The sequence below is a fragment of the Microbacterium sediminicola genome (genome assembly GCF_039531125.1).
In the GTDB taxonomy this organism is placed as follows: Bacteria; Actinomycetota; Actinomycetes; order Actinomycetales; family Microbacteriaceae; genus Microbacterium; species Microbacterium sediminicola.
This window is the reverse complement of record NZ_BAAAPL010000001.1, coordinates 1,744,289-1,766,159: the sequence shown is the minus strand read 5'-3', so window position 1 is coordinate 1,766,159 and position 21,871 is coordinate 1,744,289. Positions and strand designations below refer to the sequence as shown.

The 21,871-nt window shown below is 67.5% G+C and carries 13 protein-coding genes; 6 read left to right on the top strand and 7 right to left on the bottom strand.

The window, feature by feature from the left end:
* Positions 1 to 22: 22 nt before the first annotated feature.
* From ABD206_RS08285 to ABD206_RS08270, 4 genes are all read right to left on the bottom strand, one after another.
* Positions 23 to 1,054, bottom strand: coding sequence for an NADP-dependent oxidoreductase (locus tag ABD206_RS08285; protein ID WP_344071283.1), 1,032 nt, complete (start codon positions 1,052 to 1,054; stop codon positions 23 to 25).
* 176 nt (positions 1,055 to 1,230) lie between these two features.
* Positions 1,231 to 1,722 carry a MarR family winged helix-turn-helix transcriptional regulator gene (locus ABD206_RS08280; RefSeq protein WP_344071281.1) on the bottom strand — a complete coding sequence of 164 codons (492 nt, stop codon included), beginning with the start codon at positions 1,720 to 1,722 and terminating at the stop codon, positions 1,231 to 1,233.
* Positions 1,719 to 3,362, bottom strand: a complete 1,644-nt coding sequence (locus tag ABD206_RS08275) for an MDR family MFS transporter (protein ID WP_344071469.1) — start codon at positions 3,360 to 3,362, stop codon at positions 1,719 to 1,721. The genes ABD206_RS08280 and ABD206_RS08275 overlap by 4 nt, the downstream gene beginning before the upstream one ends.
* Before the next feature lie 101 nt (positions 3,363 to 3,463).
* The gene (locus ABD206_RS08270; protein ID WP_344071278.1) at positions 3,464 to 4,060 is read right to left on the bottom strand and encodes a YqaJ viral recombinase family protein; all 597 of its coding nucleotides are present in this window, start codon (positions 4,058 to 4,060) and stop codon (positions 3,464 to 3,466) included.
* Between the two features lie 316 nt (positions 4,061 to 4,376).
* On the opposite strand from ABD206_RS08270, the gene rplJ reads away from it, so the two are divergent.
* From rplJ to ABD206_RS08255, 3 genes are all read left to right on the top strand, one after another.
* On the top strand, positions 4,377 to 4,892 hold the full coding sequence (rplJ, locus tag ABD206_RS08265; protein ID WP_344071275.1) for a 50S ribosomal protein L10: 516 nt from the start codon (positions 4,377 to 4,379) through the stop codon (positions 4,890 to 4,892).
* Positions 4,893 to 4,934: 42 nt separating this feature from the next.
* Entirely contained in the window at positions 4,935 to 5,324 is a 390-nt protein-coding gene (gene rplL, locus ABD206_RS08260; protein ID WP_251451116.1) for a 50S ribosomal protein L7/L12, read from the top strand.
* 100 nt (positions 5,325 to 5,424) lie between these two features.
* Positions 5,425 to 7,833 (top strand): HAD-IC family P-type ATPase, encoded by a 2,409-nt coding sequence (locus tag ABD206_RS08255; protein ID WP_344071270.1) that lies wholly within the window; start codon positions 5,425 to 5,427, stop codon positions 7,831 to 7,833.
* On the opposite strand, the gene ABD206_RS08250 is transcribed toward ABD206_RS08255, so the two are convergent.
* Positions 7,820 to 8,236, bottom strand: coding sequence for a hypothetical protein (locus ABD206_RS08250; RefSeq protein WP_344071268.1), 417 nt, complete (start codon positions 8,234 to 8,236; stop codon positions 7,820 to 7,822). The genes ABD206_RS08255 and ABD206_RS08250 overlap by 14 nt on opposite strands.
* Before the next feature lie 183 nt (positions 8,237 to 8,419).
* Here ABD206_RS08250 and ABD206_RS08245 point away from each other — a divergent pair, with 183 nt between their 5' ends.
* The 3 genes from ABD206_RS08245 to ABD206_RS08235 all read left to right on the top strand — a co-directional run bounded on the left by ABD206_RS08245 (position 8,420) and on the right by ABD206_RS08235 (position 18,368).
* Positions 8,420 to 15,157, top strand: a complete 6,738-nt coding sequence (locus ABD206_RS08245) for an ExeM/NucH family extracellular endonuclease (protein WP_344071266.1) — start codon at positions 8,420 to 8,422, stop codon at positions 15,155 to 15,157.
* 232 nt (positions 15,158 to 15,389) lie between these two features.
* Positions 15,390 to 16,775: a multidrug effflux MFS transporter gene (locus tag ABD206_RS08240; protein ID WP_425561169.1), complete on the top strand. Its 1,386-nt coding sequence runs from the start codon at positions 15,390 to 15,392 to the stop codon at positions 16,773 to 16,775.
* A 30-nt stretch (positions 16,776 to 16,805) separates the two neighbouring features.
* On the top strand, positions 16,806 to 18,368 hold the full coding sequence (locus ABD206_RS08235) for an SDR family oxidoreductase (RefSeq protein WP_344071264.1): 1,563 nt from the start codon (positions 16,806 to 16,808) through the stop codon (positions 18,366 to 18,368).
* A 3-nt stretch (positions 18,369 to 18,371) separates the two neighbouring features.
* Here ABD206_RS08235 and cydC read toward each other — a convergent pair whose 3' ends face one another.
* Together cydC and cydD are read right to left on the bottom strand one after the other, a co-directional pair.
* On the bottom strand, positions 18,372 to 20,042 hold the full coding sequence (gene cydC, locus ABD206_RS08230; RefSeq protein WP_344071262.1) for a thiol reductant ABC exporter subunit CydC: 1,671 nt from the start codon (positions 20,040 to 20,042) through the stop codon (positions 18,372 to 18,374).
* Entirely contained in the window at positions 20,039 to 21,733 is a 1,695-nt protein-coding gene (cydD, locus tag ABD206_RS08225) for a thiol reductant ABC exporter subunit CydD (RefSeq protein WP_344071260.1), read from the bottom strand. Before cydD ends, cydC begins: the two co-directional genes overlap by 4 nt.
* Between the last annotated feature and the right edge of the window lie 138 nt (positions 21,734 to 21,871).

The following is a 21,871-nucleotide window of genomic DNA, read 5'->3' as shown; positions in this document are numbered from 1 at the left end:
GGCCTTCGTCATGGGTGCGTCGTCAGTCTTCGGCGACCTGGAGGACGATTTTCCCCCGGGTGTGGCCCTCTTCCAGTGAGGAGTGCGCGTCGGGAGCATGGTCGAGGTCGTAGACCTTGTCGACGTACACCTGGATCGCGCGCGAATCGAGCAGGCGCGCGATCGTCGCCAGCGTCGCCCCTTCGGGGATGACCTTGTAGCTCGTCGCACGCACCCCTGCGTCGCTGGCGGCCGCGGCATAGCCGGGGAATGATCCGGTCGGGACCAGAATGTAGATTCCCCCTGGACGGAGCACCGTCAGTGAGCGCGTTCCGACGGCATCCTGCGCATTGCCGACGAGGTCGATGACCACATCCATGTCCTGCACGACATCCTCGAAACGCGTCGTGGTGTAGTCCACCACGACGGATGCCCCGAGCTCCCGTAGCCAGGGCGCGTTCGCTCCGGATGCCGTGACGGTGACGTGCGCGCCGAAGTAGGCGGCGAACTGCACAGCGAAGTGGCCCACTCCGCCGGCGCCCGCGTGGATGAGAATGCGCTGTCCCTCGTGCGCGTGGGCGGTCTCGACCACGAGCCCCCACGCGGTCAGGGCCGCAACCGGTACCCCTGCCGCCTCGACGTGCGAGAGCGTCGAGGGCTTGCGCGCGAGGGAGAGCGTCGGGGCGACGACGTATTCGGCGTAGGAGCCACCGGTTCGCGGGAAGTTCGCCATTCCGAACACCTCGGTTCCCACCGGGAACGGGTGCGTCTCGAAGGGTGAACTGACGACGACGCCGCTGAAGTCGAAGCCCAGCGTCGCGGGAAGAGCGTCGACGGCCGAGGACAGGCCCGCGCCGGACCGCGTCTTGGCGTCGATGGGGTTCACGCCCGCGGCGACGACGCGCACGAGCAGTTCGCTCAGCACAGGGGAGGGGACGGGGGTCGACACAACCTGCATCGCATCGGGCGCTCCCCACTCGTCGACCATGACGGCCCGCATCTCGGAGGGGATCTCGATCTCGACGGCGGGGGCCGAGAGGGAAGAGGTGGCAGGACGCAGCGGCCGGAATCGCATAGGTCGCTCCTTCCGAACTTTGCCGCCGAGAAGCACGTGCATCTGCAGTGATCCACGCGTGACGACAGGTGGTGCCCCCGCGCTCCGCGAGGTATCCCTCAGTCAACAGCGCGATTGTCTCGTTGGTGTTACGTCGTTGTCACCGGTCAGATAAGAGGTTTCAGGCGAGCTGAGAGTCAGGCGGAGCGAGTGTCCCCACCCGGCGGCTCGCTGGAGATGAAGGCGTTGAGCAGATCGGCGAACTGCTCGATCGATGCGGTCGGCCAGGCGGCAAGAGCTGCGGCACGTCGTTGCTCGTAGGGCAGGCGCGCCTCATCGAGCCGTTGCGCCCCTTCTGCCGTGATGCTGATCAGCCGCGCGCGCCGATCGTTCGGGTCGGGGGTGCGAGCGATGAGCCCCAGGCCCTCCAGCTCACTCACCTGACGACTGAGCATGCCCTTGTCTGCGGTGAGGACCTCCACAAGCGCGGACAGTGTCGTGGGTCCGGTGCGCGCAATGGTCGTGAACAGTTTCGCCGTTCCCGGGAGCATGCCGGGGTGAAGGTTCTCGGCGAGCTGGATGTAGTAGCGCCGAACGGAGCCGACCAGCCCGACGATCGCTCCGTCGAGGCGGCGGACCGCATCGCGGTGAGCCGCCTCGACGGAGCGGGGATCGATCGGGTCCGTCATTGCTCCGGGGTCGTGCGATCGGTGGCTGACGGTGGCGTCTCCTCCGTCTTCCCCAGGACGTCCATGGCCTCGCTCACCGATACGGTCGCCAGGTCAGCCTCGCTTGCGGCGATGCGTTCGCGGGTGTTCATGCGGTTCAGGGGTGTGTTCGGCAAGAACGCCACGGCGATCACGCTCAGGATGGCGAACGGTACGAGGAAGACGAAAGAGAAAGAGATGCCCTGAGCGTAGACATCCTCGAAGATGACCTGCAACACGGCGGGCATCGTCGACACTTCGGGAAGCGACCCCGATTGCAGCTGGTCGGCCCACGCCTGCGCCTGATCGCCGAGTGAGGCGAGCGCCGCCATGAGATCGTTCGTGCGCTCGCCCAGCAGGTCGGTGACCCGTGCGGCGAGAGCCGCGCCCATCACCGACACGCCGATGCTGCCGCCCAGGCTGCGGAAGAACGTCACCCCCGAGGTCGCGGCGCCGATCTGTGTCGGGTTGGTCGTGTTCTGCACCACCAGCACGAGGTTCTGCATGGTCATGCCGACCCCCGCTCCGAGGATGAACATGTAGATCGACACGACGAGGAAGGGGGTGTCGTAGTGGATCGTGGTCAGCAGCGCGGAGCCGGCCACCAGCATCACCGCTCCCGTGACGACGTACGGCTTCCATCTGCCGAACCGCGTGATGAGCTGACCGGCGCCGATCGAGGCCACCAGCAGTCCACCGATCATGGGGATCGTCATCAGGCCGGCCTCGGTGGGGGAGGCCCCGCGCGCGAGCTGCATGTACTGCCCGAGGAAGACGGCCGCGCCGAACATCGCGATGCCGGTCGCGATGGAGGCGAGCACGGCCAGCGTGAAGGTGCGGTTGCGGAAGAGGGAGAGGGGAACGAGCGGATCCTTGGCGCGCAGCTCGACGACGATGAACAGGACCGTCGCGACGATCACTCCGCCGATCATGAGGATCGTTGCGAGGCTCCACCACTCGAAGGCGTCGCCCGCGAGGGAGACCCAGATCAGCAGCAGGGCGACCGCGGTCGACAGCAGCACGATGCCGACGTAGTCGATCGAGACCTTGCGGCGTGCGCGGTGCGTGAGGTGGAGCGTTCGCTGCACGATGATGAGCGCTGCGATGGCGAAGGGAATGGCGACGTAGAAGTTCCACCGCCAGCCCCAGGTGTCGGTGATGAGGCCTCCGGCCAGGGGGCCGCCGATCGTCGCGAGCGCCATGACGGCGCCGAACAGCCCCATGTAGCGTCCGCGCTCGCGAGGGCTGATGATGTCGGCCATGATCACCTGGCTGAGAGCGGCGAGCCCGCCCGCGCCGAGCCCCTGGACGGCGCGGCATGCGATCAGCCACTCCGGGGTGGTGGCGAAACCAGCCGCTGCCGTGGCCAGGACGAAGATCGCGATGGCCAGCTGGAACAACACCTTGCGGTTGTAGAGGTCGGCAAGCTTGCCCCATACCGGGGTCGAGATCGCCGTCGTGAGCAGAGTTGCGGTCACGACCCAGGTGAACGCCGCCTGATCGCCGTCGAGGTCGTGGATGATGACCGGGAGCGAGGTGGACACGACGGTCGACGCGAGCATCGACACGAACATGCCCAGGAGCAGGCCGGAAAGGGCTTCGAGCACCTGTCGGCGGGTCATGCCGGAATCGGTGCGGGAGACGGATGTCGTCACGGCAACCTGACTTTCGAGATAGTTGAGCAGAGACAACTATCTCGAATTGGTTGCAGAAAGTCAATCAATCAGGCGGTGCGCCTCGCCTGCGTCCTGCGGTAGAGCTCGTCGATGAGGTCGGTGGCCAGTTGTACGAGCCGTCCGATCTCCTTCTCGTCGCGGTCGACCCACTGACAGCGCGGCTCATCGCCCACCGGGACGAAGTCTTCGTGCTCCTCCCAGGCCACCAATGTCCTCTCGGCGCCGAGCACGTGCTGCTGCCACCACACCTGCCGCAGGTAGGAGCGCGGGATGCTGCGCCAGGACTTGTTGGTGGTTTTGATCTCGGCGAGCACGACGCGCCCCTCGGCATCCACCATCACGCCGTCCGGGGTGGCGAGGTGTCGCTTCTCGACGACCGCGTGGAACAGTGCCGACGACGGCAGGATGCCGTGGGTCGCCGCCACCCAACGGGCGATTTCCGGTTCACGCAGCCGGCCGTGCGCGGTGTAGGCGTTGCCGGAGAATCCGGAACCCATGAGCTTCGCGTCCGCGGCGCGGGCGATCGAGCGCTCGGAGGTGAGGCCGGCGACATCCGTTGCGGTGATCCCTCGCGAGCGAGCCCGCATCCACGCGACCCGGTCGCTGGAGTCGGCGACGATGCGGGCGGCCAGTTCGGGAGTCACCCCACGACCCTACGCGGGCGCCCGGACGTGCGGCGGCAGTCGCGCCGCGAGTTGAAGGAAGCGCAGCAGCCGGGGTATGCTTGTCGAAGCCGAAGACCGCCGGTCATCGTCGTGCGCGAAAGCGCAGGTCGATCGAAGCGCTGGAACTTCTCACCAGAGGAGGCCCAGGGGCCCGCGCAGGTGTCACAGAACGATTCTCCCGAATTCGGGTTTCTCAGCTCCGTGCGCTTGCGCCGGAGCTTTTTTCTTTGTCCGAGCGGATGCCGAGGCTCACGTCCCACCATCGTGGAACGTGCAGAAGACACAAGGAGTGACCATGGCGCAGAAGGAAGCGACGGTTGCTGAGCTCACGAAGAACTTCGAGGACTCCGCTGCCGTACTGCTCACCGAGTACCGCGGTCTGACGGTTGCCGAGCTCAAGGAGCTCCGCAACAGCATCCGTCAGGACGCAGAGTACGCCGTGGTGAAGAACACGCTGTCGAAGATCGCCGCGAACAACGCGGGGATCACGTCGCTGGACGAGGACCTCAAGGGCCCCTCGGCCATCGCGTTCGTGCACGGTGACCCGGTCACCGTCGCGAAGGGACTGCGCGCCTTCGCCAAGGCTCACCCTCTTCTCGTGATCAAGGGCGGCTATTTCGATGGCGCGCCCCTGTCCGCAGACGAGGTCAACAAGCTCGCCGACCTCGAGAGCCGTGAAGTCCTGCTGGCGAAGCTCGCCGGCGCGATGAAGGCCTCGATGACCAAGGCAGCATTCGTCTTCAACGCACTGCCGTCCAAGGCCGTTCGCACGGTCGACGCACTGCGTGAGAAGCAGCAGTCCGCGGCCTGATTCAGGTCCGGCAGATAACCACACCGATCAAGGAGAATCATCATGGCAAAGCTCAGCACTGAGGAGCTGCTCGACGCGTTCAAGGAGCTCACCCTCATCGAGCTCAGCGAGTTCGTCAAGGCGTTCGAGGAGACCTTCGACGTCACCGCTGCCGCCCCTGTCGCGGTCGCCGCTGCCGGCGCCCCCGCCGGTGGCGCCCCCGCCGAAGAGGCCGAGGAGAAGGACGCGTTCGACGTCATCCTCGAGGCCGCTGGCGACAAGAAGATCCAGGTCATCAAGGTCGTCCGCGAGCTCACCTCGCTCGGCCTCGGTGAGGCCAAGGCTGTCGTCGACGGTGCTCCCAAGCCCGTCCTCGAGGGCGCGAACAAGGACGACGCCGAGAAGGCCAAGGCCAAGCTCGAAGAGGCCGGCGCCACCGTCACCCTCAAGTAAGTCCCTTTCGAGGTACTTCCCGAAAGCCCCGGATGTCTCATCCGGGGCTTTCGCCTTTCCCCGTGTACGCGCCGTGGGCGTGTGTCGATATCGTGGCGGCATGACCACCGACCTCGCGCTGTCCGGACTCTCCGCCGCGGAGGTGGCCGAGCGGGTGGCCGCGGGCAGGACCAATGACTTCCAGGCGGACTCCAGCCGCAGCATCGGCAGCATCATCCGCGCCAACGTCTTCACGATCTTCAACGCGATCGTGGGCTCCTGCTTCCTCGTCCTCCTTCTGCTGGGGCGCTGGCAGGATGCCGTCTTCGGACTGAGCGCTCTGGCCAACACGATCATCGGCGCGTGGCAGGAGTTCCGCGCCAAGGCGGCACTTGATCGCCTCGCCCTGTTGAACGCGCCGTCGGCGCGTGTCCGCCGCGACGGAGTCGAGGCGGAGATCCGCCCGACAGAGGTCGTGCTCGACGACCTGCTCGTGCTGCGCGCCGGCGACCAGATCCCCGCCGATGCCGAGGTCGCCGAGGCACGCGGCCTGCAGGTCGACGAGTCGATGCTCACGGGCGAGTCGGACGCGGTGGACAAGCATCCAGAGTCGGAGGTGCTGTCGGGCTCGATCGTCGTCGGGGGCGAGGGCGTCGCGCGTGTGGTGCGCGTCGGGGCCGACTCATACGCCAACAAGTTCGCATCGGAGGCCAAGCGGTTCTCGATGGTCTCCAGCGAACTGCGGTCGTCGATCAACCTCGTCCTGCGCGTGATCGGCTGGGCGATCGGTCCCATCGCGCTGGTTGTGCTCAACGCGCAGATGATGGCCTTCGGCGGATGGCCGCAGGCGTGGGAGAGCGGCGACTGGGTGCAGGCGGCGGTCAACACGATCGCGGCGATCACCGCATCCATCCCGCTGGGACTCGTGCTGATGACCAGCATCGCGTTCGCGGTCGGCGCCGCCAAGCTCGCCGGCAAGCAGGTGCTCGTGAACGAGCTGCCGGCCGTCGAGGGACTGGCCCGCGTCGATGTCGTGTGTCTGGACAAGACCGGAACATTGACGGCCGGTGAGATCGAGTTCGATGCGGTCCACCCCGTCTCCGGTGCCGGCGCGGAAGGGTGGGGCGAGGTCCTGTCCTGGTATGGCGCGGACCCGGCCGCCAATGCGACCGCGCGCTGCCTGCGCGAGCCGTACCCGGTGGACCGGCCGATCACACCGGCCCACATCATCCCCTTCTCATCCGCTCGGAAGTGGAGCGCCGTGGCCTTCGGGGGGGATGGTCCGATCGGCACGTGGGTGCTCGGGGCTCCGGAGATGGTCTTCGCCGAGGCATCCGACCCCTCCTCCGATCTTGGTGGTCTCGTCGCGACCCTCGCCGCCACCGGCCGGCGCACTCTCGTGCTCGGACGTTCGCCGCTCGCGTTGTCCGAGGCGGATGTCGAGGCCGAGCGGCTGCCCAGGGGTGTCGTCCCGATCGTGGTCATCACATTCCGGGAGCAGGTTCGCCCCGATGCCGCCCAGACTCTCAGCTACTTCGCGGAGCAGGGGGTCGGCATCCGCGTGATCTCGGGTGACAACCCGCGCACTGTCGCCGCGATCGCCAGAGAGGTCGGTGTCGACGTGGAGGAGGGCTTCGACGCGCGCACCCTTCCCGACGATGACGATTCGCTGGCCGAGGTGCTGGAGCGGGAGCGCGTCTTCGGGCGCGTTACGCCGGAGCAGAAGAAGCGGATGGTGACCGCACTCCAGTCCCGCGGGCACACTGTCGCGATGACCGGCGACGGGGTCAACGACGCACTCGCGATCAAGACCGCCGACATCGGCATCGCGATGAACTCGGGTGCCGCGGCCACGAAGGCCGTCGCCCGCTTGGTGCTGCTGGATGGACAGTTCTCCCACCTGCCCGACGTCGTGGCCGAGGGGCGCCAGGTGATCGCGAACATCGAGCGGGTCTCGATGCTGTTCCTCACCAAGACCTCGTACATCGTGGTCCTGTCGATCGTGTTCGGCATCCTGCTGCTGCAGTTCCCGTTCCTGCCGCGACAGCTCTCGATCACCGACGGCCTCACGATCGGCATCCCGGCGTTCTTCCTGGCGCTGATGCCGAACAAGCAGCGCTACATCCCCGGATTCCTCAAGCGTTCGCTGAGCTTCGCGATCCCCGCAGGACTCGTGATGGGAGCGGGCCTCACGCTCTATACGATCAGCGCGAACTCGCTCGGCATCGACCAGGCGGAACTGCGCACCGGCGCGACGATCATCCTCGCGATCGTCGGCATCTGGATCCTGACGGTCCTCTCTCGCCCGATAAACCGCTTCAAGGGGCTCGTGGTCGGCGCGATGTTCATCGGACTGGTCGTGGTGTTCTCGGTGCCGCTGGCGACGGAGTTCTTCCAACTGGTCGATCCAGGCAAGGATGCGGCATACCTCATCGCGGGCGTGACGATCCTCACTCTCGGCGGGATCGAGATCGTGCGCTTCGCGCACCGACGGTTCGTGCGGCGGTCGATGGCCGCTATGCAGCCCTGATCTGCGGCGACTCCCGGAAGAACCTCGACGTCGCCGGCAGCCACAGCGCCAGAAGGATGAACACGCCGATCGTCATCTGGACGCCGGCGATCCAGTCGAAGTCGGCGGCGATGATCGCGAGAACGTGCAGCAGCAACTGCAGTGAGACGTAGACGGTCAGGACGATTCGCGAGAGTCGGCTGCCCCGCGAGATGCCGGATGCGACGCCGATGATCAGCAGACCGAGCAGGATGATCCCGGCGCCGACGAGGGAGTCGGCCCAGACCGCCGCCGAATCCGTGACGTCGTATCGACTGAGCAGTACCAGTAGACCGAGGCCGATCGAACTCAGCCCGCTGATGTAGGTCAGCACCACGGCGATCGTGACGACGACGGGGCGGCGTGCGGTCGGCTGCTCGGTCACGCGCCCACTCTAGCGATGGGGTCCGAACAGCGTCTCTCAACCCGCGAGAGACGCCGACGCGCCGGGGTCGCTGATCGCTTTGGTTTCGTTAACGCACACGTCACATATTCGATACGCAGCCATCATCCGGACGGGGATACCTTGATCCCTGTTCGGTCTTATCGGGGATTTCTCAGGGGAAACATGTCAATTTCACAGCGTTATTTGTCGCGCCGTTTTGCCGCTGTCGTCGGCGGCGTAGCTCTCGTGGCGAGCATGGTCGCCGTACCATCGGGAGCCTTCGCCTCAACCGATGGCGAGGGCGTCATCATCAACGAGGTGTACCTCAAGGGTGGAAGCGCCAATGCGGTGTACACCGACAAGTTCGTCGAGTTGTACAACCCCGGTGACGCCGCACAGAGCCTCGAGGGCTGGTCGCTGCAATACCGCAGCGCGAGCGGTACGGGCGGCCCGTCGGTGAACGTCCCGCTGTCGGGGACGATCGAGGCCGATGACTACTTCCTGATCGCCTTCGACGGCAACGGCGCCAACGGCGCCGCACTCCCGGTGACGCCGGACCTTGACATCGACAGCGTGTTCAACGCGTCCGGAACCAGCGGAACGCTGTGGCTCTCCGACACCACAGACGCGCTCACGCTCGCGACCGGCTCGATCAGCGGTGTCGAGCACGTCGTCGACCTGATCGGGTACGGCAGTTCAGGGACCTTCGAGGGTGCCGTCGTACCCGTCTCCGGCTCGAACACGACCCCCAACTCTCTGGCTCGTACCGGGTTCGTCGACACGGATGTGAACTCCGCCGACTTCGCGCACCCTGCGACGATCACCCCCCAGGCATCCGCGGGGAGCACCCCCGACCCCGAGCCGACCGCCACGTCGACGGCGGAGCCCACGGCGACCCCGACCGCGGAGCCTTCGCCCACGGCGACGTCGGGAATCACGGCGATCGATCAGATCCAGGGGACGGGCGCTGCCAGCCCCCTCGTCGGTCAGACCGTGACCACACGTGGCATCGTCACCGCGGCCTACCCGACCGGCGGCTACAACGGCTTCTACATCCAGACTCCGGGCACCGGAGCCGAGCTCGACGGTGCATCCGACGCAGTCTTCGTCTACGGCAGCGCCGCCACCGCTCTGGTCGCCGTCGGTGACTACGTCGAGATCACCGCAACCGTCGCCGAGTACTCCGACATGACCGAGCTGACCTCTCCGTCGGTGACGATCCTCGCCGAGACCCCCGCCGCGATCGTTCCGGCCGAGGTTGCCATTCCCGCGACGGAGGAAGCGCGCGAAGCGCTCGAGGGCATGCTGCTCGCCCCCGCCGGCGACTACACCGTCACCAACACCTACTCGACGAACTACTACGCCGAGATCGGCCTCGCCGTCGGAACCACGCCGCTGCTGACCCCGACCGAGGTCGCGGTCGTGGGCACGCCCGAGTACGACGCGGCGGTGGCGGATGTCGCCGCCCGCGCGGTCACGCTCGATGACGGCGCCTCGATCAACTTCAACTCCAACGCCAACAAGGGCATCGCGTTGCCGTGGCTCACCGATACCACCGTCACAGTCGGTGCCGCTGTCACCTTCGCCGAGCCGATGATCTTCGAGTACCGCAACAGCCTGTGGAAGCTGCAGCCCACGCAGCAGTACGTCGCCGGCGCAGAACTCCCCGCGACCTTCAGCGACGTGCGCACTGCGGCCCCCGAGAACGTCGGTGGCGACATCCAGCTCGCGACCTTCAACGTGCTGAACTACTTCACCACGACCGGCGAGGACTGGGGGTGCACCTCGTTCTACACCGACCGCGAGGGCAACCCGATCACCGTCAACAGCTGCGGTGACGCAGGTCCCCGCGGCGCCGCCGACGACGAGAACCTCGCTCGCCAGCAGGCCAAGATCGTTTCGGCGATCAACGCGCTGGGCGCCGAGGTCGTCTCGCTCGAAGAGATCGAGAACTCGGTCACGTTCGGACAGGACCGCGACGCAGCCCTCGCCACGCTCGTGGATGCGCTGAACGCCGCCCTCGGCTCAGAGGAGTGGGCGTACGTGCCCTCGCCCGCCGCAGAGGACCTTCCGGCTGTGGAGGCACAGGATGTCATCCGCACCGCCTTCATCTACAAGCCGGCCGCGGTCACCCCGATCGGCGACTCGGTCGTGCTGACCGACTCCGACGCCTTCTCGAACGCTCGCCAGCCGCTCGCGCAGGCGTTCGCTCCGGCAGGCGAAGAAGCCGCGCAGTTCGTCGCGATCGTCAACCACTTCAAGTCGAAGAGCTCCTCGGGCGCATCCGGTGACAACGCCGACAGCGGCCAGGGCGCCTACAACGGCGACCGCACCCGCCAGGCTGAGGCGCTTGTCGCCTTCGCTGACGAGGTCGCGGCGGACGCGGGCACCGAGAGCGTCTTCCTGCTGGGTGACTTCAACGCCTACAGCGAAGAGGACCCCATCCACGTGCTCGAAGAGGCCGGCTATACCGACCTCGGCGCGCTGACCGGCGAGTACAGTTACTCCTTCTCGGGTCAGTCCGGATCGCTCGACCACGTCCTCGCCTCCGCGGCGGCGCTGGAGACGGTGACCGGACAGGACATCTGGAACATCAACTCGGGTGAGGCCATCGCGCTGGAGTACAGCCGGTACAACTACAACCTGACCGACTTCTACGACGAGTCCGCCTACCGCTCCAGCGACCACGACCCGCTCGTGATCGGCATCACCGCGCTCGCGCAGCCCACGATGGTCAACCTGTTGAACATCAACGACTTCCACGGTCGTATCGATGGCAACACGGTCGAGTTCGCGGGCACGATCGAGCAGCTGCGCGCGGAGTACGGCGACGAGAACACGCTGTTCCTGTCGGCCGGTGACAACATCGGTGCCTCGCTGTTCGCCTCCGCGTACTTCGGGGATGAGCCGACGATCGAGGTCCTGAACGCGCTGGAGCTTGCGGCATCCGCTGTCGGCAACCACGAATTCGACAAGGGTCTGGATGACCTGTTGGGTCGTGTGACCGAGGCCTCCGACTTCCCCTACCTCGGTGCGAACGTCTACACGAAGGGCACCGACACCCCGGTGTTCCCCGAGTACGCGGTCTTCGACGTGGACGGCGTCACCGTCGCCGTCATCGGCACCGTGACCGAGGAGACTTCGGCACTCGTCTCGCCCGGCGGTATCGCCGACATCGAGTTCGGCGACCCGGTCGAGGCGGTGAACCGTGTGGCGGCGCAGCTGACCGACGGTGACCCGTCCAACGGTGAGGCCGATGTCATCGTCGCTGAGTACCACGAGGGCTCGATCGACGGTGTGGCCGAAGGTGCGACGCTCGAGGAGGAGATCGCCGCGGGCGGTGCCTTCGCGTCGATCGTCACCGAGACCAGCGCCGCTGTCGACGTGATCTTCACGGGCCACACCCACAAGGAATACGCGTGGGACGCGCCGATCCCCGGCGAGGAAGGCACTCGCCCGATCGTGCAGACCGGTTCCTACGGGGCCAAGATCGGCCAGGTCGTCCTGTCGGTTGATGATGAGGGCGAGGTCATCGACTACGCGGCGCAGAATGTCGCGCGCACGACCGTGTCGGAAGACACGCTCGAATCGACCTACCCCCGCGTCGCCGAGGTCGCCGCGATCGTCGATGAGACGCTGGCGGCAGCCGCAGAGGTCGGCGAGCAGCAGGTCGGTTCGGTGACCGACGACATCACGACCGCCTTCTCGGGTGGCACGTACGTCGACGGTGTGTACACGGGTGGATCGCGTGACAACCGCGCCGCGCAGTCTACGCTCGGCAACCTCGTCGCCGACTCGCTCGTCGCGAGCCTGTCGGCTGACGAGCGCGGTGGCGCCGAGATCGGCATCGTCAATCCGGGCGGCCTCCGCAACGAGCTGTACTACGGCGAGGACGGTGTCATCACCTACGCCGAGGCCAACGCGGTGCTGCCGTTCGTCAACAACCTGTGGACCACCACTCTCACGGGCGCGCAGTTCATCGAGGTGCTGGAGCAGCAGTGGCAGCCCGAGGGTTCGAGTCGTCCGTACCTGGCGCTCGGCCTGTCGGACAACGTGTTCTACACGTATGACGAGACGCGCGAGAAGGGCGACCGGATCACGGATGTCTGGATCGACGGTGAGTTGATCGATCTCGAGCGCGAGTACCGCATCGGTTCGTTCAGCTTCCTGCTGCAGGGTGGCGACAACTTCACCGTGCTGGCGGAGGGTACCGACACCCGCGACTCGGGTCTGATCGACCGTGACGCGTGGATCGACTACATCACCGCCAACTCGCCGCTGAGCCCCAGCTTCGCGAGCCGATCGGCAGAGACCACGAGCCTGCCCACGTCGGTCACGCGCGGCGAAGAGCTCACGATCGAAGTCTCGGGAATCAACCTCACCTCGCTGGGTGCGCCGGAGAACACCGAGATCGAGGTGGAGATGCGCGGCAGCGCGGCGGAGTTCGCCTCGGTCGCGATGGTCGAGGGAACGGCAACGGTGACGATCGAGGTCCCGATGGATGCTCCGCAGAACAGTGCACTGCTGCTGTCGGCACCCGACTCCGGGACCCAGGTGAGCTTGCCGCTCTCGGTGTCGGATGGACTTGTCGAGCTCAACCTGTTGAACATCAACGACTTCCACGGTCGTATCGATGGGAACACGGTGGAGTTCGCGGGCACGATCGAGCAGCTGCGTGAGCAGTACGGCGAGGAGAACACGCTGTTCCTGTCGGCCGGTGACAACATCGGTGCCTCGCTGTTCGCCTCCGCGTACTTCGGGGATGAGCCGACGATCGAGGTCCTGAATGCGTTGGAGCTTGCGGCATCTGCTGTCGGCAACCACGAGTTCGACAAGGGTCTGGATGACCTGTTGGGTCGTGTGACCGAGGCCTCCGACTTCCCCTACCTCGGTGCGAACGTGTACGACGCGACAACCGGCGACGTACTGTTCGATGAGTACGCACTGTTCGAGTCGAACGGCGTGACGGTCGCCGTGATCGGCGCGGTGACCGAGGAGACCCCCTCGCTCGTCTCGCCCGGTGGCATCGAAAACGTGCGTTTCGGTGACCCGGTGGAAGCGGTGAACCGTGTGGCGGCGCAGCTGACCGACGGTGACCCGTCCAACGGTGAGGCCGATGTCATCGTCGCTGAGTACCACGAGGGCTCGATCGACGGTGTGGCCGAAGGTGCCACGATCGAGGAAGAGATCGCCGCGGGCGGTGCCTTCGCCTCGATCGTCACCGAGACCAGCGCCGCTGTCGACGTGATCTTCACGGGCCACACTCACAAGGAATACGCCTGGGAGGGACCGATCCCCGGTGAGGAGGGCACCCGTCCCATCATCCAGACCGGCTCGTACGGCGCCAACATCGGACAGGTCGTCCTGTCGGTGGATCCCGCAACCGGGGAGGTCGTGTACTACTCGGCCACGAACGTCGCCCGCACGACGACGCCCGAAGCCGACCTCGAGGCGCAGTACCCGCGTGTGGCCGAGGTAGCGGCGATCGTCGATGAGACGCTCGCAGCCGCAGCGGAGGTCGGGAATACCCCGGTCGGTTCGGTGACCCAGGACATCACGACCGCGTTCGCGGGTGGCTCGTACGTCGACGGTGTGTACACCGGTGGATCGCGTGACAACCGCGCCGCGCAGTCCACGCTCGGCAACCTCGTCGCCGACTCGCTTCTCGACAGTCTCTCGGCTGACGAGCGCGGTGGGGCCGAGATCGCCTTCGTGAACCCCGGTGGCCTCCGCAACGAGCTGTACTACGGGGCGGATGGCGTGATCACCTACGCCGAGGCCAACGCGGTGCTGCCGTTCGTCAACAACCTGTGGACCACGACCCTCACGGGCGCGCAGGTCAAGGCTGTGCTGGAGCAGCAGTGGCAGCCGGATGGCTCGAGCCGCCCCTTCCTGCAGCTCGGCGTGTCGGACAACCTGTTCTACACGTTTGACGACAGCCGCGCGAAGGGCGACCGCATCACGGGGGTCTGGATCGACGGTGAGCCGCTGGTCATGGACGCCGACTACCGGGTGGGTTCGTTCAGCTTCCTGCTGGAGGGTGGCGACAACTTCACCGTGCTGGCGGAGGGTGCTGACACTCGCGACTCGGGTCTGATCGACCGTGACGCGTGGATCGAGTTCATCACGGCCAACTCGCCGCTGAGCCCCGACTTCGCCTCGCGCAGCGCGAAGGTCACGGGCCTGGCGTCGCAGCTGGTGCGTGGTGCGACGGCCACGTTCGAGGTGTCGGGTGTGAACCTCACCTCGCAGGGCTCGCCCGAAAACACGACCGCGCTCGTGTCGTTCGCGGGAAGCACCGCGATCTTCGACCCGATCGTGATCTCGGACGGCGTCGCGTCGGTGTCGGTCACGGTGCCCGCGGATGCTGCGGACAGCACCGAGGTCGTCCTTGCGGTCGAGCCGAGCGGTCTCGAGATCCGCATCCCGGTGACTGTCAGCAACGCCCTCGAGCCTGAGCTGCCTGAGACCGGCGGTGGTTCTGGTGGGAGCTCGGGTGAGACGCCCGCGGCCCCGGCTGAGGGCACGCTGACGCCGGCCGCACAGGGCCTGATCCAGGCTCCGGAGAGCGCCGAGCAGGGCCAGCAGATCACGATCATCGTCGGTACCCAGTACGCGGGGCAGACGGTGCACGTGTGGCTGTTCTCAACGCCGACCTACCTCGGCGCGCCTGTGGTGTCGGCATCCGGAACCGTCACCGTGACATTGCCGACCGGAGTTGCCGCGGGCACGCACCGACTGGTCGTGACAGACGAGCTCGGCACCGTGATCGGCTGGCAATACATCCAGGTCGAGGCGCTGGCCGCGACCGGTGGCACGGCTGAATCGGCGGGCGTGAACCTGCTGCCCTGGGCAGCGGCGGCGCTCCTGGCCGGTGCCGTCCTGCTCGTTATCCGCCGACGCACGGCCCAGGAGGCGTAACCCTCACAACCGAAGCATCCCGTTTTCGTCGAGGTATCCCGCATAGCGGGCCACGTCGATGGAAATGGGATGCTTCGGCGTTGGCGGGGTGGATGCCGGGAGCAGCGACCCAGTGGGGTCGAGCGGGCGTAGACTAGAAGTGTCGAATCGATTCGGGGCATGCGCGTCGACGTAATTCCACGCGCGCCCATCGACGGTGTCGACCCGCTTCTCACGTGAATGGACACTTGCCGTGCTCGACACTGCCCCCAACCCCACTGTGCCCGCTTCCGGGCGCCGATCTGTGCCCGAGACGACCGCGCCGGTGACGGCATCCACGCCCCTGCGGCACCGGTCGCCCACGGGTGCGATCCGCACCCTCGGCGCGAATCCTGCGACCGCGCCGATCATGCTGCACCCCGGAGACTCGCTGTCCGGTGGCCGTCGCGCGCTCTACATCATCCTGCTCGGTGCGCTCACAGCACTCGGTCCGTTCACGATCGACCTCTACCTGCCGGCGTTTCCCCAACTCGAAGCCGACTTCCAGACGACCGCGGCAGCCATCCAACTCACCCTGACCGGCACGATGATCGGGTTCGCGGTCGGCCAGTTGGTTGTCGGCCCCCTCAGCGACAAGCTCGGCAGGCGCCTCCCCCTGGTCGGCGTCACGATCTTGCACGTGCTCGCGAGCGCCGCGGCGGCGATCTCTCCCGACCTCATCACGCTGTCTGCAGCCCGCTTCTTCATGGGCTTCGGTGCCGCAGCCGGCGGTGTGGTCGCGATGGCGATCGTCCGGGACCTGTTCGGAGGTAAGCGCCTGGTCGTCATGCTCAGCCGCCTCGCGCTCGTGAGCGGGGTTGCGCCCGTGCTCGCACCCCTCCTGGGATCTGCCCTTCTGATCGTGATGCCGTGGCAAGGGATCTTCGTCGTCCTCGCCGCGTACGGCATCGTCATGCTGACGACGACGCTGCTGTTCATCCCCGAGACCCTGCCGCCGGCGCGTCGACACGAGCGCGGTGCGACGACGCTCGCGCAGCGGTACCGCGGTGTGCTGACCGACCGTGTTTTCCTCGGCGTGCTGGTCATCGGGGGCATGGCCTTCAGCGGTCTCTTCTCGTACCTCTCCGCATCGCCGTTCCTGTTCCAGGACGGCTATGGATTCGATCCCCAGGCATACGGCGTGCTGTTCGCCGTCAACTCGGTCGGGGTCGTCATCGGTGTGCAAAGCGCGTCGCGCCTCGCTGCGAGGTTCGGACCACAATGGGTGCTGGCCTTCTCGACGGCCGGGTTGGTGGTCTTCGGGTCGGCGATCATCATCACCGACATGATCGGCCTCGGCCTGTGGGGGACGATCATCCCGCTGTTCCTGTTCATCACCTCGGTCGGTTTCACGTTCCCGTGTGTGCAGGTGCTCGCCCTCGACCGGCACGGCAAGGCCGCCGGCACAGCGGCATCGCTCCTCGGCGCGGCCAACTTCGGAGTGGCCGGCATCATCTCCCCGCTCGTCGGCTGGATATCCGCGGGTGCCGGCATCACTGCAACGACGATGGCTGTGGTCATGGTCGGCTGCGGCATCGTCGCGGTGATCGCGCTGTGGCTGGTTGTGCGTCCCCGAACGGTGCAGGCGCTCACCCCCTGAGCCCACGGCAGACCCGAGTAGTCTGCCCGTGTGACCGACCTGACCGCTCCCACCGGACGCGAGTCCTCGCTGACCGCATCGGCGCGCGCTGATGGATCGGCACCGCGCGCGCTCGTACTGGGTGCGACGGGATACATCGGCGGGCGACTCGTGCCGCGTCTGCTCGCGGCGGGCTACCGCGTGCGTGTGCTCGCGCGGCACCCCGAGCGGATCCGCGCGTTCTCGTGGGGATCGCGCGTCGAGGTCGTCGCCGGAGATGCGTCCGATGAAGCTGTCATCGCTGACGCGGTGAAGGACGTCGACGTCCTGTACTACCTCATCCACTCGATGATGGCGGGACGATCATTCGAAGCGACAGACCGGACGGTGGCGAAAACGGTCGCCGACGCCGCTTGCGCCGCCGCCGTCGCCCGCATCGTGTACCTCGGCGGGCTGCACCCCGCCAGCGACGCGCTGTCGCCGCACCTGCGCTCACGCGTTGAAGTGGGGGAGATCCTGCTCGCCTCGGGTGTGCCCACGCTCGTGCTGCAGGCCGGAGTGGTCATCGGCTCCGGCTCGGCCTCATTCGAGATGGTGCGGCACCTGACCGAAGTTCTGCCCTACATGCCCGCACCGAGGTGGGTGCGAAATCGCATCCAACCGATCGCGGTGCGCGACGTCCTGTACTACTTGCTGGCCGCGGCACGCGTGGATGCCTCCGTCTCGCGGGCCGTCGACATCGGCGGCCCCGATGTGTTGCGGTACGGGCAGATGATGAACGGGTACGCCGTCGTCGCCGGGCTGCCCCAGCGTGCGATCGCAGCCCTGCCGGTGCTCACGCCGAGACTGGCGTCACGGTGGGTCAATCTCGTCACGCCGATCCCCGGCGCCATCGCGCGTCCGCTTGTCGAGTCCCTGCAACACGACTGCGTGATGCGATCCGACGACATCGATCGTCTGATTCCGCGTCCCGAGAACGGTCTGACGACATACCGCGACGCCGTGGCGCTGGCTCTCGGCCGCGAGCGTGCGGACGATATCGAGACGAGCTGGCTCGACGCCGACGTGTTGGATGTGCCCTCCAGCCCGCTTCCCAGCGACCCGGAGTGGGCAGGACGTGCGGTCTTCACCGACGTCCGGTCGGCGACGACGAGCGCTTCCGTCGGTGCGCTCTGGAGTGTCATCCAGGGGATCGGCGGCCAGAACGGGTGGTACTCCTCCCCGGTGCTCTGGGCCATCCGCGGATGGATGGACAGGCTTGTCGGAGGTGTCGGCCTCCAGCGCGGGCGCCGCAGCAAGAATCGACTCAGCGTCGGGGATGCGCTGGATTTCTGGCGGGTCGAAGCGATCGAGCCGGGCCGGTTCCTCCGGCTGCGGGCGGAGATGAAAGTGCCCGGACTCGCCTGGCTCGAGCTTCGGGCCACCCCGCAGGAGGGCGGTGGATCGCGCTACGACCAGCGGGCCGTGTTCTTTCCTCACGGGCTCGGCGGTCGGCTTTACTGGCTTGCCGTCCTGCCCTTCCACGGCTTCATCTTCCGCGGCATGGCCAACAGGATCACGGCCGCGGCGAGTGCTGTCGATGCGGCAGAGATCGCTGACGCGGATCAGCGCTAGGCATCACGAGAGGGGCGCGAGAGTCCCACGGTCGATGCGCACCGTTCGATCCACCAGATCGCCGGGAACGGTGACGTGGGAGATCAGGACGACGGCCTGATCGTCGTCCACGGCTGACAGCAGGTCGGTGAGCAGCGCGTCGGATGCCTCGGGGTCGACCCCCGCGGTCGGCTCGTCGAGCACGAGGACGGGGAACCCGCGCAGGAGCGCACGGGCCAGGGCGATGCGCTGCGCCTGCCCGCCCGACACGAGCGCCCCCCGCTCACCGACGCGCGCATCCAGCCCGCCGCGTTCGTGAAGCCAGTCACCCAGGCCCACCCGGGACAGCACGGCTTCGAGCTCGTCATCGGTGGCGGTGTCACGCGCGAACAGCAGGTTCTGGCGGATGTCCTCATCGAACAGCATCGGATCCTGCTCGCACAGGCCGATTGTCAGGCGCAGATCGTCGGTCGCCACGCGCCGGACGTCGGTCCCGCCGATCGTGAACACCCCGTCGCTGTCGAGGAAACGGACGAGCGTATGGGCGAGGGTCGATTTGCCCGATCCGCTGGATCCCACCACGAGGAGCCGTTCGCCGGGGCGGATGTCGAGGTCGATGTCCCGGAGCGCGGGGGAGTCCGCGTGCGGCCACGTCGCCGACAGGCCGCGCAGGCGAATTCCCTCTCCCAGGCGTGGCGCGTGCCCGGTCGGGGCGAGCTCATCGACAGGTATCCCGGCCGGGACGGCATCCGGGATCGCGGTCGCGATGCGCTCAGCCGAGGCACGCACCTGTCGCCATGCCGCCGCCGCCAGCGGCACCGCGGCGAACACCTCGAAGACCGCCATCGGCACGAGGACGGCGACAGCGAGTTCGGGACCACCGAGAGTGCCGTCCGCGGTCAAGGGAGTGGTCACCAGCAGCGCGGCGAGAGAGGCTGCGCCCGCGAGGAGGGACACGATGCCGGCGGTCGCGGCCTGTGCTCCCGCTCGGCGCACGACGGCGCGTCGCAGCGCCGCGTCCGCCTCGCGGACGCGGACGATGCTGGTGCGCTCCGCCCCGCAGGCCAGCAGCACGTCAAGGCTCCCCAGGTGATCGAGGATCGCATCTGCGAGGCGCGATCGCAGCGGGGCGATCGACCGCTCGGACCGCGCGCCCGCCGCCCATCCCCACAGCAGCGAGATCGCCGCCGCAGCGAGAAGGCAGCCGAGCAGTGTGACAGCGGCGGGCCAGGAGACGAACGCGACCAGCAGAACCGAGCCCACCGCGACCAGGGCCGAGGCGGTGAGCGGCTGCACGACCCGCAGCGGCAGATTCTGCAGGTCGTCGACATCATCGACGAGCGCTCCCAGCACCGAGCCGCGGCGGACACGGAACAGTCCGTCGGGCGCCAGCGGGATGAGACGCCGCACCATGTCGGTGCGCGTGGCCGCGAGCTGGCGGAGCGCGGCATCGTGTCCTGCCAGACGGTCCAGGTAGCGGAACACCGCGCGCGTCAGCGCGAACAGGCGCACCCCCACCACGGCGACCGAGATGTACAGGACCGGCGGCTGCTCGCTGGCGCGCACGATGAGCCAGGCGCTGACGGCGAGCAGCGCGACGGCCGACGCTTCCGAGGCGAAGGCGGATGCCGCGCCCGGCCAGAAGCGACGGAACGGGGGCAGCGCGCGGCGAAGGACGTCGTGCGTCGTGGTCATGCCCTCACCTCGCTCGGTTCGAGGGACACGATGCGGTCGGCGATGCTGCGCGCCGAACGTCGATGCGACACGAGGAGCACGGTCGCGCCGTCGTCTGCCAGCAGCCGGACCGAGCTCCACAGGCGCGCCTCGGTGGCCGCATCCAGGGCCGAGCTGGGCTCATCCAGCGCGATGACGGATGCTGCGCCCGCCAGGTGCCGATAGAACGCCCGCGCGATGGCGACGCGCTGCGCCTGTCCGCCCGACAGGCCCGATCCCTGGGCGCCGAGCAGGAGCTCCGGATGGAGCTCGTCGGCGCACGCGAGAGCGAGCGCGCGTGCGACCAGCGAGGCGTCCGCCGCGTCCGCGCCGAGCGCGATGTTGTCGGAGATCGTGCCCGTGATGAGGCCGGGGCGTTGTCCCGCCCACGCGAGCCATGTCGCCGGGGTCAGGGTGCTGACATCCACGCCCGCGTGCGTGAGCGTGCCCTCGAAGCTCGCAGCACCGCGGAGTGCGGCGAACAGGCTCGACTTCCCGACGCCGCTCGGCCCCTCGATCAGTGTCACACTGCCCGCCCCGGCCTCGAACGTGACGGGCGCCAGAAGGCTCTCGCCGCGCCGAACCCTCACGCCGGATGCCACCAGCGAGGGGTCGCGATCTGTGGCATCGGGGTCGTGGCGTACGGCGTGTTGCGTCCCCTCGCGTGAGAGTCCGGGCGCGGTGCGGTCACGTGCGGCATCCAGGACGTCGAAGATGTCGTCTGTGGCGGCGACTCCTTCTGCGGCGGCGTGGAACTGCACCCCCACCTGGCGCAGCGGCAGGTAGGCCTCGGGTGCCAGGAGCAGCACGAACAGCCCCACCGACAGTGCGAGAGATCCGTCGAGCAGACGGAATCCGATCGAGACGGCGACGATCGCGACCGCGATGCTCGCGAGGAACTCCAGCATGAAGCCCGAGATGAATGAGACCCGCAGCACCTTCATCGTCTCGCGGCGGTACTGCTCGGTGACGGTCGCGATGGATGCCGCGGCGCGGTGTTGCCGGCCGAACACCTTGAGCGTCGACAGCCCCCGTACCGTGTCGGAAATGCGGCTCGCGAGCTGCCCGAGTGTCTGCCACTGCCGCTGTTGGACCGCGCGCGTCATGAGCCCGATCAGCACCATGAAGATCGGGATGAGAGGGATCGTGAGGACGACCGTCAGCCCGCTCAGCCAGTCCTGCCACCACATGACGGCGATGATGATCGGAGTCGCGATGGCGGTGAGCAGCAGTTGCGGCAGATAGCGCCCGAAGTAGGCGTCCAGGGCGTCGAGGCCGCGGCCGGCGGTGACGGCGAGGTGGGCCGTGCTGCGAGTCGCCAGCCAGTCGGGGCCGAGGCGGCCGACCGCATCGAGCAGGTGGGAGCGCAGTTCGGACTCGACGCGCGCCGCCGCCCGCGACGCAGCGGCCTCACGCGCCCACATCAACAGGGCGCGCGCCAGCACGACGGCGGCGAAGGCCGGGAGGACCTGACTCAAGGCGCCGGCCGGATCCCCGTCGACCGCCCGCACGATGCCCTGGGTGAGCAGCCACGCGAACGCGATGATCGCCAGCGTCTGCGCCAGACCGATCACGGCGATCAGGGCGAAGAATCCGCGTGAGCCCCGCGCATAACGCAGGAGTCGCGGGTCGACCGGTGGGCGGCGTGCAGGGGATTCGTCCGCCGAAGGCATGGATCGAGTCTGCCTCATTCTGCGTTGTGCGCCGACTTCGGCCGCCGGGGGAAATCTCCACCGGTGGTCGTCAGAGACTCGTGCACCAGCGGGGAAAGTACGACAGTATCATCCGCAAATACGGATGATACTGTCGAA

What these genes read in the sequence shown, in the direction of transcription:
- cydD (WP_344071260.1), bottom strand. Translation starts at nt 21,733, where the DNA reads ATGCCTTCGGCGGACGAATCCCCTGCACGCCGCCCACCGGTCGACCCG.
- ABD206_RS08285 (WP_344071283.1), bottom strand. Translation starts at nt 1,054, where the DNA reads ATGCGATTCCGGCCGCTGCGTCCTGCCACCTCTTCCCTCTCGGCCCCC.
- ABD206_RS08245 (WP_344071266.1), top strand. Translation starts at nt 8,420, where the DNA reads ATGTCAATTTCACAGCGTTATTTGTCGCGCCGTTTTGCCGCTGTCGTC.
- ABD206_RS08255 (WP_344071270.1), top strand. Translation starts at nt 5,425, where the DNA reads ATGACCACCGACCTCGCGCTGTCCGGACTCTCCGCCGCGGAGGTGGCC.
- cydC (WP_344071262.1), bottom strand. Translation starts at nt 20,042, where the DNA reads ATGACCACGACGCACGACGTCCTTCGCCGCGCGCTGCCCCCGTTCCGT.
- rplL (WP_251451116.1), top strand. Translation starts at nt 4,935, where the DNA reads ATGGCAAAGCTCAGCACTGAGGAGCTGCTCGACGCGTTCAAGGAGCTC.
- ABD206_RS08280 (WP_344071281.1), bottom strand. Translation starts at nt 1,722, where the DNA reads ATGACGGACCCGATCGATCCCCGCTCCGTCGAGGCGGCTCACCGCGAT.
- rplJ (WP_344071275.1), top strand. Translation starts at nt 4,377, where the DNA reads ATGGCGCAGAAGGAAGCGACGGTTGCTGAGCTCACGAAGAACTTCGAG.
- ABD206_RS08275 (WP_344071469.1), bottom strand. Translation starts at nt 3,362, where the DNA reads ATGACCCGCCGACAGGTGCTCGAAGCCCTTTCCGGCCTGCTCCTGGGC.